Genomic DNA, 14878 nt, shown 5'->3' on the forward strand with positions numbered 1-14878 from the left:
CTTTACAATTTTTAGGAAAATTTACTGACCCTTTAATCAATGGTCAATGTTATTTTTGTTAATTTTCTTTATATTTTTAAGATTAATTTTTTTTATAATAAAAATCAAAATATTAAAAAAAAATTAAATGACATTTTTGTTAGAAAATATAAAGGTCAGAAAGGTGTTCTTTACAAACTGCTATTTATTAACTGTTTGCCAAGTAAATTTATCTGGGCGTGGAATATCGAGTTGATCAAGTACTCTAATTAATGACTGTTCAATCAGTTCATCAATTGTTTTAGGCATGTGATAAAAAGCAGGAACAAGTGGCATAATCGTTGCACCAATTTGACAGGCCGTTTTCATCAATTGGATATGGCCTAAGTGTAATGGGGTCTCACGAACACAAAGAATAAGCGGGCGGCGCTCCTTGAGTACTACATCCGCTGCTCGGATTAATAAATTATCACTATAACTATTTGCAATACCAGATAACGTTTTAATCGAGCAAGGGACAATAATCATACCATGAGTTTTAAATGAACCAGAGGAAATATTTGCGGCTATATCAGTGATATCATAAAAATAATCAGCTAATTTAATGACATCTTGACATTGATAGTCTGTTTCTAAAGAAATAGTGCGTTTGGCTGAATTAGAAATCACTAAGTGAGTTTCGACATTTGGTATTTTAGCTAATAGTTCTAATAAACGAATACCATATAATGCCCCGCTCGCACCAGAAATACCGACAATAATACGCTTACGCGCAAGCTGATTATTTGTTTGTGTCATACTTGCTATTATCCACCGACATTATAAATTTCTAAATTCTCTGACTCTTTGCTATTAGCTTGATTCTTAGCATTATTAGTAATATCACGACGGCTGTTTTGTAAATTAGCTAAATAAGCATCACTAATATCACCTGTCACGTAGCAGCCATCAAATACTGAAGATTCAAATTTATCAATTTTTGGATTACCCTCTTTCACTGCATCAACTAAATCAGCTAAATCTTGATAAATAAGTTTATCTGCACCAATCGCCTGAGCGATCTCTTCAACATTACGTTGATAAGCAATTAGCTCGTTAGCAACTGGCATATCAATACCATAAACATTTGGATAACGTATTTCTGGTGCGGCTGAAGCTAAATAAATTTTCTTCGCTCCAACGGAACGAACCATTTCAAGAATCTCTTGAGAAGTCGTTCCTCGAACAATTGAATCATCAACTAATAAAACGTTCTTACCTTCAAACTCAATTCTATTTGCATTCAATTTTCTTCTCACTGAACGACGACGAACAGTTTGCCCTGGCATAATAAAAGTTCTACCGACATAACGATTTTTGACAAACCCTTGTCGATAAGGTTTATTAAGAATACGCGCTATTTCTAAAGCAGCATCACAAGATGTTTCCGGAATTGGAATAACCACATCAATATCAAGAGCATGCCACTCTCTAGCAATTTTTTGACCTAATTTTTGTCCCATCAGGATTCTTGATTGATAGACTGAAATTCCATTCATTAATGAATCAGGACGAGCAAAATAGACATATTCAAAAATACAGGGACGATACTCCAAACGTTGTGTACTTTGTTTAGAGTAAAACTGACCATCTTGAGAAATATAAATGACTTCTCCAGGCTCAACATCGCGAACAAATTCGAAATCTAAGGTATCAAGAGCCACACTTTCTGAAGCGACCATATACTCGGACTGTTTTTCATTAATAACACGCTTACCAATCACTAGTGGACGAATACCATGAGGATCACGAAAAGCAATGAGCCCATGTCCAATAATCATAGCGACACAAGCATAAGCACCTTTAATAATATTATTAACTTGTTCTAACGCAGAAAAAATATTATCTGGTGTTAATGGGTAAACTGAATATTTATCAAGCTCACTCGCTAAAATATTGAGTAATACTTCAGAGTCAGAGTAAGTATTAACATGCCGTCTTGCCTTCTTTAGAATATTATTACGTAATTCGGCAGTATTAGTTAAATTGCCATTATGCGCAAGCGTAATACCATAAGGAGCATTAACATAAAATGGCTGTGCTTCCGATACACTAGAACTACCAGCAGTAGGATATCTTACGTGGCCAATCCCAATATTTCCTTGCAAACGTTGCATATGTTGTGACTGGAATACATCTTGTACTAAACCATTCGCTTTACGTAATCGAAAAAAATCGTTTTCATCTATAGTTACGATTCCTGCTGCATCCTGCCCTCGATGTTGCAATACAGTTAGCGCATCATAAATTGATTGATTTACAGGACTAAAACCAACAACACCTACTACTCCGCACATAATATGACCCCTAAATAATTACAAAGAATGATTACGAGTTAACTAAAAATGAAGACGAGTTTTGCAATGTTTCAAAGAACCAACGAACAATAAAATGAAAATGGGGGATCAAAATAGACTCCTGCCATGCGACACTTTTAGCCAAAGGCGTAAATGTATCTACAAAAAATAACACTGCAGCCGTTAATAAAATTCCCCGCAAAATACCGAAGAAAATTCCTAATACACGGTCAGTGCCGGATAAACCTGTTTTTTGTACTAATTCACTAATAATATAATTGATAACCGCGCACACTAATAAGGTTGCAATAAACAATATCACGATTGCTGTAGCATTACGGGCAAATTCATCATGGAAATAGGTAAAATATCCACTAATATCAGTATAGAATCGACTAGCGATAAAAAAAGCGCATATCCAACTAATTAAAGATAGTGCCTCTTTAACAAATCCTCTGACAAGACTAACTAATGCCGAAAAGACAATGATACCAATAATCGTAAAATCAACCCAATTCATCATAATCCTTTCTCTCTTTTTAACCCAAATAAGCCCTAACTAAACAGAATTTTTCTCTTCTTTTCTGTTATTTTGTTACCGCAAAACCTTTCAGTTTTGTTAAATGCTCTAAATCCATAATGACAATATCAGCTTGTTCTTTAGTAGGATAGTAACCAACAAATAACCGAGTGACTTGTCCCTCTTGTGGTATTTGTGGTTCAGTATAAACGTCATAATTATTTAGTCGTAATAGTGCAACGAGTTCTTCAATTTTTTGCTTATTTTTGAGCGCGACAAGCTGTACAACATAATTCTTTCTATTTTGTGGATTACTATTATCAATTTGTGGTTCAACAATCGGGGTGGGTTCTTGATGAATGATTGATGAATGGTCACTATTAAATTCATCTTCAGGAGTAAACACTGCTGAACTATTCACTGAATCATCCGTATATTCAATTAATTGATTATCATTGGTTGGTAATAAAGGAATCGTTGATTCAACACGCATCGATTTATCAGTAATGATATAAGGACCTATACAGAGAATAAATAACAATAACACAGTGAAACCGATCAACTGATTACGCTTTTTATTATTCATTAGAAGCAACCAAACTCAATATTTCTGATACAGTATGAAATGAACCACACACTACGATAATATCGTTCTTATCCGCATCTTGCTTAGCCTGCTTATAGGCATCTGCAACAGAAGAAAAAGTATGAATAGATGACTTATCTGTTAGCGGAATATACGTCGCAATATCTTCGGCTTTAGTTCCACGCTCTCCATATAATGTAGCACAGTACCAAACATCTGCCTGTAAAATTTTTACTGTTGATGCAATGTCTTTATCTTTTAACATCCCAATCACAATACGTAGCTTGTAACTGTCAGTTTTATCTTTAATAAGAGATTTTAATTGGTTATTCAAGTAAGTCGCAGCATGAGGGTTATGTGCAACATCGATAATAACTAAAGGATCATTTGCAATAACTTGGAATCGCCCAGTTAATTCAGTTTTACGCAAACCTTTACATATAATATCTTCACTAATATTTAATGATGAATAACTGAGTGCAGCTAATGCTGTTGCACAATTAGCCAATGGCACATTCGCGATAGGCAGACTTTCATAGTGGCAAGTTGCCGATTTAAATTGCCAAAAATGCTGATCAATTTGTTGATACTGCCAATCATATCCCGAATTTGGTCGACAGCAGTGTAATTGGACCTGAGTTTGTATTGCTACATCATAAATTGATTGAGGCATATCGGGTTCACCAACAATAGCGATACAATTTTTCTTAAAAATACCCGCTTTTTCACGGCCAATACTTTCTCGAGTATTACCAAGGTAATCCATATGGTCAAGAGCAATCGACGTCACGACAGCAACATCTGCGTTAACAATATTCGTAGCATCGAGGCGACCGCCCAAACCAACTTCAAGAATAACAATATCCAAATTAGCCTGTTTAAACAACCATAATGCAGAGAGAGTAGAATATTCAAAATAGCTTAATGATGTGTCTTGGCGGCAATTTTCAATGTGATTAAAAGCATCGACATGCGCATGATCAGAAAGCTCTTTATTGTTAATGCGCACCCGTTCAGTATAACGTAATAGATGAGGAGAGCTATAAACCCCGACTCTAAAACCAGCCTCAAGCAGTATCATCTCAAGTGTACGGCATGTGGTTCCTTTGCCGTTAGTACCCGCAACGGTAAATACATAAGGAGCAGGTTTAAGTACGTCTAACCTATTTGCTACCTCAGAGACTCTTGCCAACCCTAATTCAATAGTTTTTGGATGGATACGCTCAAGATAGGAGAGCCACATTTCTAAACTAGATGTGGCGTCAGGTTTGTGCAATTTATCGTTATTCATACTCATCTTATCAAGTTGAATCAATTACGATTACTGATTGATTGGTTATTCAATTACAGTTTCATTAAATGGGTCTGGTCGTTTCATCATTTTAGCAATAATGCTAGCAATTTTAACTCGCATATCTTTTCGATGAACGATCATATCTAATGCACCCTTTTCAAGTAAAAACTCACTGCGCTGAAAACCTTCAGGAAGGGTTTCTCTAACCGTTTGTTCAATAACTCTTGGTCCAGCAAAACCGATCAAAGCTTTAGGTTCAGCAATATTGATATCACCAAGCATCGCTAAACTTGCTGATACCCCCCCCATAGTCGGGTCAGTCATAACTGAAATATACGGTAAACCTTCATCTTGCATTTTTGCTAAGATAGCACTAGTTTTAGCCATCTGCATCAACGAGAAGAGCGCTTCTTGCATACGAGCACCACCACTAGTAGAAAAACAGATTAGTGGACATTTATCAGCGATAGCTTGCTCTGCAGCTCGGACAAACATTGCCCCCACCACCGATGACATAGAACCACCAATAAAACTAAACTCAAATGAAGCTGTAACGACAGGGATACCAAATAATGTCCCTTTCATCGCAATCATTGCATCTCGTTCATGAGTCTCTTTCTGAGCCGTTGCTAAACGATCTTTATACTTTTTTGAATCTTTAAATTTTAAAATATCTTTCGGCTCTAAATCAGTACCGATTTCAATATCCGAGCCTTCATCTAAGAATCGAGACAGACGCACACGAGCGCTGATTCTCATATGATGGTCACATTTTGGACAGACTTCCAAATTTCGTTCAAGTTCTGCCTGATATATTACTTGCTCACAGCTAGTACATTTAGTCCAAACTCCACCAGGAATATTGGCCTTTTTGTGATCTGATGAGATATTATTCTTGTTAAGAATCTTTTCAATCCAACTCATTATTAACCTTCTGCTTATCTTGCTTACTATCAAACTTGAAAAATTACCACTATTGTATAGTATTTTGCTCGGTTACTTAATAGCTATTTTCTAGTTTATCAAAATTCATGTTTGTGAATGTTACTATTTTTGTTCAAATCATACCGTAATAATATGAACGAAATCAATATCAGTTTTATTGGGTATTACTTTTGCTGCTATTTCAAATTATACTAAAAACAATGGACCTAATGGCTTTTTCGGTAATTCAAACTGCTCTGGATAAATCACATTAACTAAGTATAACCCTTCTGGTTTAGCTGTTGCAGCAGCTAGTGTTCTATCTTTTGCCTGCAACAGATCTCTTAACCATAAAATTGGTTTATTACCATTACCCACTTCACATAAACTACCCACAATATTTCTTACCATATGATGAACAAATGCATTAGCTTGAATATCAACCACAACATAACGGTCTTGCCGAGTAACGGTAAGATGATGAATATTACGCCACGGTGATAGTGACTGACATTGGGCGGCGCGAAATGAGCTGAAGTCATTTTCACCCAGAAGAAATTGTGCAGCCTCATGCATACGTTCAGTATCAAGAGGCTGATAATAATGAGTAATTCCCTGACTTAGTATAGCTGAACGATGACGATGATTGTAGATAATATAACGATAACGCCTCGCCTGTGCACTAAATCTTGCATGAAATGAATCATCAACGAGATGAGCCCACGATACAGAAATGCTCGGAGGTAAATTAGCATTAACCCCCATTGTCCAGGCATTTAAAGCTCGAATTGCATTGGTATCAAAGTGAACCACTTGCCCTGTCGCATGCACTCCAGTATCAGTGCGGCCAGCACAAAATATTGAGATCGGCTCATTAGCAACCTGAGTTAGAGCCTCTTCAAGTTTTTGTTGAATCGATATAACATGTTGCTGACGTTGCCAACCACAATATTGACTGCCATCATATTCAACACCTAATGCAATTTTCATTTAAAGCAACTCGTTTTAATCAATATAATGGATTAATAAACTTTCAGCAGTTTCTAACAAAACTCGTGCACCTAAGTAACGAATATTATCACTAACACTCATAAACTGGATTTGCTCTTGATTACCATAACTATAATGGAAGTTCGCCACCATAATTATTTGTTCTTCTGGTTGTTCATTATTAATAACAGTAACAGGAGTCGGGTAATCATCAGACACTAATGTTACGCCATATTGCGATAATAGCGTATCATCTTTAGCAATACTATGTGGTACCGATGAAACAAATGATATTGCTTGAGTTAAGCCATAAAAAACAGGTACCAACATAGAATCAACTGAAATGGCTAATTGGTAATTACCGGTAATACGTCGAATCTGTTCAACAATTTGCTCATCACCCGTCAATGAACTAGGTAATACATTAAAAGCGAGTTGCTTATCAAAAAAATCGTTTTCCGCAGGTAAACCATTTAATAAACGAGCACTTTGTCCAGCTAATGAATTTACGCCTTTTTTTCCATAGTAAGAAGCAGGAACTAAATTGGTAATATGTAATTGAGATAATTGTTCAATATCGGTCAATGCAGCCATACTGCGTAAAGCTTGACTTACCATTGGATTAGCCACTGAGACAATGTTTTCATTACGGTAATCTTCAAGGCGAGACTCATTAACTTTCGGTAATACCAATGGAATCGATTCATCTAATGCAAAAATTCCTGTTGCATCAATCACAACACAACCCGATTGAGCAGCTAATCGAGCATATTTCTCTGATGTTTCTTGATTTGCGGCGAAAAAGACTAAATGACAGTTTGACCAATTCATCTGATCAATATGCTTAATTGTTAAGTTTTTACCTGCAAACCTAACAATCTCACCTTCACTATTATCGCTACCAATTAAATCAAGATGCTCAATAGTTAGATCACTATTTTCCAATAATTCAACTAATGCACTACCAACCTGACCATTTGCACCAACAACTGCAATATTCCATGATGCCATATTAACAACCTACTATAACAAATTAAATTGAGCTCGATTATACTGATTATTTTAGCTAAGATACAACAATAATAAGTCAGTTGATACATAAGATATAAAGTACAGGATAAAAATAGAGGCTCTAATTCGCCTCTATATTAAATAGTTTAGCTACAATACCAACTTACCGATATTACGATCAATAATTGACTGCCCAATACCTGAGACCTCTTTCAATTGTTCAATCGAAACAAATGGACCAAACTTTTCCCGATATTCCACAATTTTTTTCGCCTTGCTAAGCCCGATCCCATTTAAATATTTGGCGATCTCTTCAGCTGAAGCTTGGTTAATATTAACTTGAGATATCATCTCGTTTTTTTGCAACGGCAGCGGAGCGGTTGCTGTTGGTTCTGCATGAATAGACCATCCTGACAAGAGCGATAATCCACCGAAAATAGCCATAATTAAATAGTGTCTAATGCTTTTCATAAGTGACTCCTTAAATATAAAAAATAAGCCTAATCACTATCTCATAAAAAATTAAAATAAAATAAACATGAGGTTAATAATGCAAAAAGCCACATAAAGTGGCTTTAAGAAATTTCTATTCTAATTTATTTATTGCTAAATCTATCACAAATTTGAATTAGGCATCATTTCAATTTTAGCATTTGAACGTAAGAATAAGTTGAGATCTGCATAAGCTGCATACTGATCAATATTCGTCAATTGTGCTGACATATCTTGTTCTTCACCATTTTCAACTTTTGTCAAAACAGCAACAATCGCAGTCTTATCATCAAGTAAATTAAAACCAAAAACACGTTTATTTTCTAATGGCGGAACCAAAGAGTAAATCATATTAACCGTATTTTCATCGAATTCTTTTGAATCTCGTGTTAAGTCATATTTTGTTGCAAAATTAATTCGTGAATCTGAAACACCATTATTTAATTTTTCAACAACATCGCTCAATGACGTATTAAACATTCCAATCACTTTTTGTTGATTAAGTTGTTTTTGTATCTGATCATGAACTTTCTCATAAGGAGCAACGTTGGCAGGACGATAGTCTAAAACCTGTGTAACATATGTTGCTTTAGGATCGGTAATTTCAACTAAATCAGAAATCGTTTGTGTTGCAACACCATTTTTAACCATCTCATCACTAAATAAATAATTGTTCAATTCTTGATTACTAACAATAGAGTATGGATTATTTTTGATCTGCCAATTTTCAGGTTCAACTAATTCAAGATCGGCCGCTTTAGCAATCTCTTCGAGAGTTTGATATTTATTTCTCGCGTCTAATAATTTCTGATTTTTTGCATCGTAAATAGCTTGAACACGTTGAGAATATAACTCAGATTTAAGCTTCTCTCCAACATATTCAAAAGGTAATAGTTGTGGTTTTTGTATATCTTGTAAAAAGACCACATAGTCACTGCCATCTAGATTAGCGACAGTTGAATCACCTTTTTTAGTCAAGCCAAGTTGTAAATAATCAGGAATCGCTGTTTCCGCAAACCAACCTAAATTAATTAAATTAGTAGAATCAATATTGGCAATATTTTTACTCTTTTTAATTTGAGTATCTAACGTTTTTGCATCAGCTTGATTATCCGCTCTAACTAATACATATTCATATTTAGCTGGCTGGGTATAATCAGCCTTATTACTCTCATATGCGGCAAGTAATTCAGCTTCGGTAGGCATTTGAGCTTGTTTCATGGCATCGCCATAAGTATTCGCAACAAACTTAATTTTTATTCTATCGCCAAGCGCAAATTGATTTGTATTTTCAAGATAATATTGCTTAATTTCATCTTCTGAAATATCAATTGCGGATTTATCAACAATATCGCCAAGGTTAACTTGAGCATAGTAACCTTCACGTTTCTGATCAACTAGTTGAGAGATATCTGACTCAACAGGTAAAGCAAAATTGGTTAATAATAATGCATTTAATAATTGATTTTTTTGCTGTTCAGCTCTTAAGTACTCAGCATAACTATCGGGTGTATAGCCATTTCGTCGTAATAACGATATAAATTTCTCGTTATTAAATGCACCATTTACAAAGAAAACACGTTGTTTTGTAATAATATTTTTAACCTGATCATCTGAAATTTTTAATCCCAAATCATCCGATAGCTTATAACCTAAATGATTATCAACGAGTGATAAGAACACTTGTTTTCTCACTTCTCGATTAACCATATCATCAGAACCTAATGCAACAGTCTGTTCCATAGCCCGATTAACTTGATCTTCAAATCCAGCACGGCCAATTCCTTCGCCATCGACCTTAGCAATATAGAGGCGTTCATCATCAGCACTATTACCGTGCATACCAAATAAACCACCAACGCCAGTAAAAATAAAAGCTAAAATAATTATTGCAAAAATAACTTTAACAACAATACTATTAGCCGCAGTTCGAATTTTTTCCATCATCGTTTATTGTTCTCCATTGAATAACTTATCATGGCAACGTTTATTCATTGAAATAAGTATTTATATTCACCCAATTTTTAATGGCGAAAAGTATATCATATCTATTAAGATTCGCTATGCTATAAATATTAAATCCTAACGATACATCTAGTCTGAATTTTTTATTATTACCAGAAAATGAGCGCTATTTTATTAAAATTTTAAAATAAAAAAAGCTGACATACGTCAGCTTTGTAATTTTAATCAAAAATTAATTAATAGTCCCTGAAGCAGGTATAATATTCTTACTTTTTTTCGCTACGGGTTTAGTAACCTTTTTAGGCACTTTAACTGTCTCAATACCAAATGGGTTATTTGCCAAAGCAATGGTAATCACATCATCAATCCATTTTACAGGATGGATATCTAATTCCGCTTTAATATTATCAGGGATCTCTTCCAAATCCTTCACATTATCAATTGGAATGATAACAGTCTTAATTCCACCACGATGTGCTGCAAGTAACTTCTCTTTTAGTCCACCAATTGGCAACACCTGTCCCCGTAAAGTAATTTCACCCGTCATTGCGACATCAGCCTTAACTGGATTCCCCGTTAAAGTTGAAATCAATGACGTACACATTGCAATACCGGCACTAGGACCATCTTTTGGTGTCGCACCATCAGGAACATGAACATGAATATCACGTTTTTCGTAAAAATCATTATTAATGCCTAATTTTTCAGCTCGAGCACGTACGACGGTCAATGCGGTTTGAATGGACTCTTGCATCACATCACCTAATGAACCGGTATAAGTCAATTTCCCTTTACCTGGTACACTAACTGATTCAATGGTAAGTAAATCACCGCCAACTTCTGTCCACGCTAATCCATTGACTTGGCCGATGCGGCTTTCATCGTCAATTTTTCCGTAATCAAAGCGCTGTACACCTAAGAAGTCATGAAGATTATCTTGAGTAATGACAATTTTCTTAACTTGTTTACTAAGTGCAAGTTGCTTAACCACTTTACGACAAATTTTAGCAATTTCACGTTCTAAACTACGAACACCTGCTTCACGAGTATAATAACGAATAATACCCATAATTGCTGAATCATCAATCTCAATCTCAGTCGGTTTAAGACCATTATTATCAATCTGTTTTTGTAATAAATGTTGTTTAGCAATATTCAATTTCTCGTCTTCGGTATAACCCGATAAACGAATCACTTCCATACGGTCAAGCAATGGTACTGGAATATTCATCGAATTGGCAGTTGCAACAAACATAACATCAGATAGATCATAATCAACTTCTAAATAGTGATCATTAAAAGCACTATTCTGTTCTGGATCGAGAACTTCAAGTAATGCAGAAGCTGGATCGCCACGCATATCCGATGACATTTTATCAATCTCATCAAGTAAAAATAGCGGATTTCTCACGCCAACTTTAGCCATGCGCTGAATTAACTTACCCGGCATAGAACCAATATATGTTCTACGGTGACCTCTAATCTCTGCTTCATCACGGACACCGCCAAGCGCCATTCGAACATATTCACGCCCAGTTGCTTTAGCAATAGATTGACCTAATGAAGTCTTACCAACACCTGGAGGCCCAACTAAACATAAAATTGGCCCTTTGATTTTATTAACACGCCCTTGTACCGCTAAATATTCTAAAATACGGTCTTTAACCCGCTCAAGTCCATAATGATCATGATCAAGTACTTTTTGAGCTTCTTTAATTCCTTTCTTAACTTTGCTTTTTTTCGACCAAGGAACCTGTAGCATCCAGTCAATATAGCCGCGAACTACCGTTGCCTCAGCTGACATTGCTGGCATCATTTTTAGTTTATTCAGCTCAGCCATTACTTTTTCAACGGCTTCTTTAGGCATTTTAGCTTTATCTATCTTGACCTTAAGCTCTTCATATTCATCAGGTTTATTATCTATATCCCCTAATTCTTTATGAATCGCCTTAATTTGCTCATTAAGATAATACTCTTTTTGCGCCTTTTCCATTTGCTGTTTAACACGTTGACGGATATTTTTCTCAACTTGCAGCAAATCAATTTCCGATTCCATCATCGAAACTAAAAATTCAAACCGTTTCTCTAAGTCTAAACAAGCTAAAATATCTTGTTTCTGCTCAACTTTAACAAAAAGAGTTGAGGCAATTGAATCTGCTAATTGTGCAGGTTCTTTTATTAAGCGAATTGAATCAACTACTTCTTGAGTAATTTTTTTGTTTAACTTTGCATACTCTTCAAAATTAGACAAAGTCACTCTAACTAACGCTTCACTGATTGAATCAACTTTTAACTCTTTTACTTGCTGAATATTACCAATAAAAAAGGTTTCAATATCTTGATCAATAATATTAACGAGTTTAGCGCGTTCTACACCTTCAACTAAAACTTTGATTGTCCCATCAGGTAGTTTTAATAATTGCAGAATATTAGCAATAGTTCCGACGGAAAAAAGATCACTCTCTTGTGGATCGTCTAGAGTGGCATCTTTTTGTGTCACTAGAAATACTTGCTTATTCATCTCCATTGCTTTTTCTAAGCAACGGATCGATTTATCTCGACCAACAAACAATGGAATAACCATGTGAGGGAACACCACAACATCTCGTAGTGGTAAAACTGGCATCACCTGCTTTGATTGTTTTGTTCTCATATTATGCTCTCTAAAACGGTATTAATTTCATATTCAAATGATATTGGGTCGATTTCTTTATATTCAAGACCAATAATCATAAGGTAGGTAATTATATTGAAGCTAAATAATATTATTTGATGGATTTATTACCTGCATTTTTACAACGAGTTCCCCCAGAAGAAAAATGCAGGTATGAAATTATGAGTTATAAATAATTTGAGGAAGAGTCTGTTTTTCAATTGTGTCTCGATCTACCACAACTTTATTCACATTTTTTAGTGAAGGTAGATCATACATAACATCTAATAAAATGTTTTCAACAATTGAACGAAGTCCCCTTGCCCCTGTTTTACGAACCATTGCTTTTGCAGCAATCGCTTCAAGTGCTTCAGTTGTAAATTCTAACTTAACATTTTCTAACTCAAATAATGCTTGATATTGTTTAGTTAATGCATTTTTAGGTTCGACTAAAATTTGAATTAATGCAGCTTTATCAAGTTCTGAAAGCGCAGCAACAACCGGTAATCGACCAATAAATTCAGGAATTAGACCAAATTTAACGAGATCTACTGGCTCAATTTGTGCCAATAACTCTGATTCAGTCGCTTTTTGTTGTTCACCCTTAACTTCAGCACCAAAGCCAATCCCCGTATTTACAGATACTCGGCTTGCAATCACTTTATCTAAGCCGGCAAAAGCACCACCACAAATAAATAGAATTTTTGATGTATCAACTTGTAAAAATTCCTGCTGAGGCATTTTTCGACCACCTTTTGGTGGAACAGAAGCAACCGTGCCTTCAATTATTTTTAGTAAGGCCTGCTGGACACCTTCACCAGAAACATCTCGGGTGATAGACGGATTTTCTGATTTACGAGAAATCTTATCAATTTCATCAACATAAATAATACCACGTTGTGCTTTAGCAATATCATAGTCACAGCTTTGTAACAATTTTAGAATGATATTTTCAACATCTTCACCCACATACCCAGCTTCAGTTAATGTTGTTGCATCGGCCATTGCGAAAGGAACATCAAGAAAACGAGCTAATGTTTCCGCTAATAATGTTTTACCGCTCCCGGTTGGCCCAATAAGTAAAATATTACTTTTACCTAGCTCTACGCCATCTTGACTTTTAGGTGCCCGTAAACGTTTATAATGATTATATACCGCAACAGAAAGAACTTTTTTAGCTTGCTCTTGCCCGATAACATATTCATCTAAGTGAGCTCTAATTTCGTGTGGTGTTGGTAATGGTTTTGTTGCAATATCATCACCATTGCTAAAATCGCTATCATCACTTTCTAATATTTCATTTAAAGAATGAATACACTCATCACAAATATAAATCGATGATGAACACTCTATTAGCTTTTTGGTTTCATTCTTGCTTCTACCACAGAAAGTGCAGTAAAGTAACTTTCCTGATTTCTCTTTATTCACTACAATCACCTGTTATAACTATTTACAGTAAATAGATAAGGATTTTAAAATCCACCTGTTACCAATTTATGTCTAATTACACTCTTTTTTCAAAAATAGCATCAACTAAACCATAATCGACGGCTTGTTGTGCTGACATAAAATTGTCACGATCAGTATCTTTCTCAATAACTTCTAAAGCCTGCCCTGTATGCAATGCCATCAATTCATTCATTCTATTTTTAATTTTAAGCACTTCTTGAGCATGAATTTGAATATCAGAAGCCTGTCCTTGAAAGCCACCTAAAGGTTGGTGAATCATCACTCTCGCATTTGGTAAGCAATAGCGCTTACCTTTAGCTCCAGCCGTCAATAAAAATGCGCCCATTGAGCATGCTTGACCTAAACAAATTGTACTAACATCGGGCTTGATAAACTGCATCGTATCATAGATAGACATACCAGATGTAATAACGCCACCAGGAGAATTAATATAAAGATAAATATCTTTTTCTGGATTTTCGGCTTCTAAAAATAACATTTGAGCAACAATTAAATTAGCCATATGGTCTTCGACCTGACCTGTCATAAAAATAATACGCTCTTTTAACAGTCTAGAATAAATGTCATATGCCCGTTCACCTCGTGAACTCTGCTCAACAACCATTGGAACAACATTCATTCTTTCATCTAATGAATTGTTTTGATAAGACATTTTTCC

The 14878-nt window shown here is 35.3% G+C and carries 13 protein-coding genes; all 13 read right to left on the reverse strand.

Annotation, left to right across the window (positions count from 1 at the left end; genetic code table 11):
* Positions 1-180: 180 nt before the first annotated feature.
* The 13 genes from RHO11_07800 to clpP all read right to left on the reverse strand — a co-directional run bounded on the left by RHO11_07800 (position 181) and on the right by clpP (position 14872).
* Complete coding sequence (locus RHO11_07800; GenBank protein ID WVD60405.1) at positions 181-777, reverse strand: UbiX family flavin prenyltransferase; 597 nt, start codon at positions 775-777, stop codon at positions 181-183.
* A gap of 8 nt (positions 778-785) precedes the next feature.
* Entirely contained in the window at positions 786-2315 is a 1530-nt protein-coding gene (gene purF, locus RHO11_07805; protein ID WVD60406.1) for an amidophosphoribosyltransferase, read from the reverse strand.
* Positions 2316-2346: 31 nt separating this feature from the next.
* Positions 2347-2838 (reverse strand): CvpA family protein, encoded by a 492-nt coding sequence (locus tag RHO11_07810; GenBank protein WVD60407.1) that lies wholly within the window; start codon positions 2836-2838, stop codon positions 2347-2349.
* Positions 2839-2902: 64 nt separating this feature from the next.
* Positions 2903-3421: an SPOR domain-containing protein gene (locus RHO11_07815; protein ID WVD60408.1), complete on the reverse strand. Its 519-nt coding sequence runs from the start codon at positions 3419-3421 to the stop codon at positions 2903-2905.
* Positions 3414-4712: a bifunctional tetrahydrofolate synthase/dihydrofolate synthase gene (gene folC / locus RHO11_07820; protein WVD60409.1), complete on the reverse strand. Its 1299-nt coding sequence runs from the start codon at positions 4710-4712 to the stop codon at positions 3414-3416. The genes RHO11_07815 and folC overlap by 8 nt, the downstream gene beginning before the upstream one ends.
* A gap of 45 nt (positions 4713-4757) precedes the next feature.
* Positions 4758-5639, reverse strand: a complete 882-nt coding sequence (gene accD / locus RHO11_07825) for an acetyl-CoA carboxylase, carboxyltransferase subunit beta (protein WVD60410.1) — start codon at positions 5637-5639, stop codon at positions 4758-4760.
* Positions 5640-5846: 207 nt separating this feature from the next.
* Entirely contained in the window at positions 5847-6629 is a 783-nt protein-coding gene (gene truA / locus RHO11_07830; GenBank protein ID WVD60411.1) for a tRNA pseudouridine(38-40) synthase TruA, read from the reverse strand.
* A 15-nt stretch (positions 6630-6644) separates the two neighbouring features.
* Entirely contained in the window at positions 6645-7640 is a 996-nt protein-coding gene (locus RHO11_07835; GenBank protein ID WVD60412.1) for an aspartate-semialdehyde dehydrogenase, read from the reverse strand.
* A gap of 150 nt (positions 7641-7790) precedes the next feature.
* Positions 7791-8111, reverse strand: a complete 321-nt coding sequence (locus RHO11_07840) for a ComEA family DNA-binding protein (protein WVD60413.1) — start codon at positions 8109-8111, stop codon at positions 7791-7793.
* Positions 8112-8255: 144 nt separating this feature from the next.
* Positions 8256-10079: a SurA N-terminal domain-containing protein gene (locus RHO11_07845; protein ID WVD60414.1), complete on the reverse strand. Its 1824-nt coding sequence runs from the start codon at positions 10077-10079 to the stop codon at positions 8256-8258.
* 250 nt (positions 10080-10329) lie between these two features.
* Positions 10330-12723, reverse strand: a complete 2394-nt coding sequence (gene lon / locus RHO11_07850; protein ID WVD62869.1) for an endopeptidase La — start codon at positions 12721-12723, stop codon at positions 10330-10332.
* Between the two features lie 207 nt (positions 12724-12930).
* Positions 12931-14178, reverse strand: coding sequence for an ATP-dependent protease ATP-binding subunit ClpX (gene clpX, locus RHO11_07855; protein WVD60415.1), 1248 nt, complete (start codon positions 14176-14178; stop codon positions 12931-12933).
* Between the two features lie 76 nt (positions 14179-14254).
* Entirely contained in the window at positions 14255-14872 is a 618-nt protein-coding gene (clpP, locus tag RHO11_07860; protein WVD60416.1) for an ATP-dependent Clp endopeptidase proteolytic subunit ClpP, read from the reverse strand.
* Between the last annotated feature and the right edge of the window lie 6 nt (positions 14873-14878).

This window comes from Orbaceae bacterium BiB (assembly GCA_036251205.1).
Lineage (GTDB): Bacteria > Pseudomonadota > Gammaproteobacteria > Enterobacterales > Orbaceae > Orbus > Orbus mooreae.

Excerpts from the sequence above, each read along its gene's own strand:
- RHO11_07800 (WVD60405.1), bottom strand. The coding sequence starts at position 777 with ATGACACAAACAAATAATCAGCTTGCGCGTAAGCGTATTATTGTCGGT.
- purF (WVD60406.1), bottom strand. The coding sequence starts at position 2,315 with ATGTGCGGAGTAGTAGGTGTTGTTGGTTTTAGTCCTGTAAATCAATCA.
- RHO11_07810 (WVD60407.1), bottom strand. The coding sequence starts at position 2,838 with ATGATGAATTGGGTTGATTTTACGATTATTGGTATCATTGTCTTTTCG.
- RHO11_07815 (WVD60408.1), bottom strand. The coding sequence starts at position 3,421 with ATGAATAATAAAAAGCGTAATCAGTTGATCGGTTTCACTGTGTTATTG.
- folC (WVD60409.1), bottom strand. The coding sequence starts at position 4,712 with ATGAATAACGATAAATTGCACAAACCTGACGCCACATCTAGTTTAGAA.
- accD (WVD60410.1), bottom strand. The coding sequence starts at position 5,639 with ATGAGTTGGATTGAAAAGATTCTTAACAAGAATAATATCTCATCAGAT.
- truA (WVD60411.1), bottom strand. The coding sequence starts at position 6,629 with ATGAAAATTGCATTAGGTGTTGAATATGATGGCAGTCAATATTGTGGT.
- RHO11_07835 (WVD60412.1), bottom strand. The coding sequence starts at position 7,640 with ATGGCATCATGGAATATTGCAGTTGTTGGTGCAAATGGTCAGGTTGGT.
- RHO11_07840 (WVD60413.1), bottom strand. The coding sequence starts at position 8,111 with ATGAAAAGCATTAGACACTATTTAATTATGGCTATTTTCGGTGGATTA.
- RHO11_07845 (WVD60414.1), bottom strand. The coding sequence starts at position 10,079 with ATGATGGAAAAAATTCGAACTGCGGCTAATAGTATTGTTGTTAAAGTT.
- lon (WVD62869.1), bottom strand. The coding sequence starts at position 12,723 with ATGCCAGTTTTACCACTACGAGATGTTGTGGTGTTCCCTCACATGGTT.
- clpP (WVD60416.1), bottom strand. The coding sequence starts at position 14,872 with ATGTCTTATCAAAACAATTCATTAGATGAAAGAATGAATGTTGTTCCA.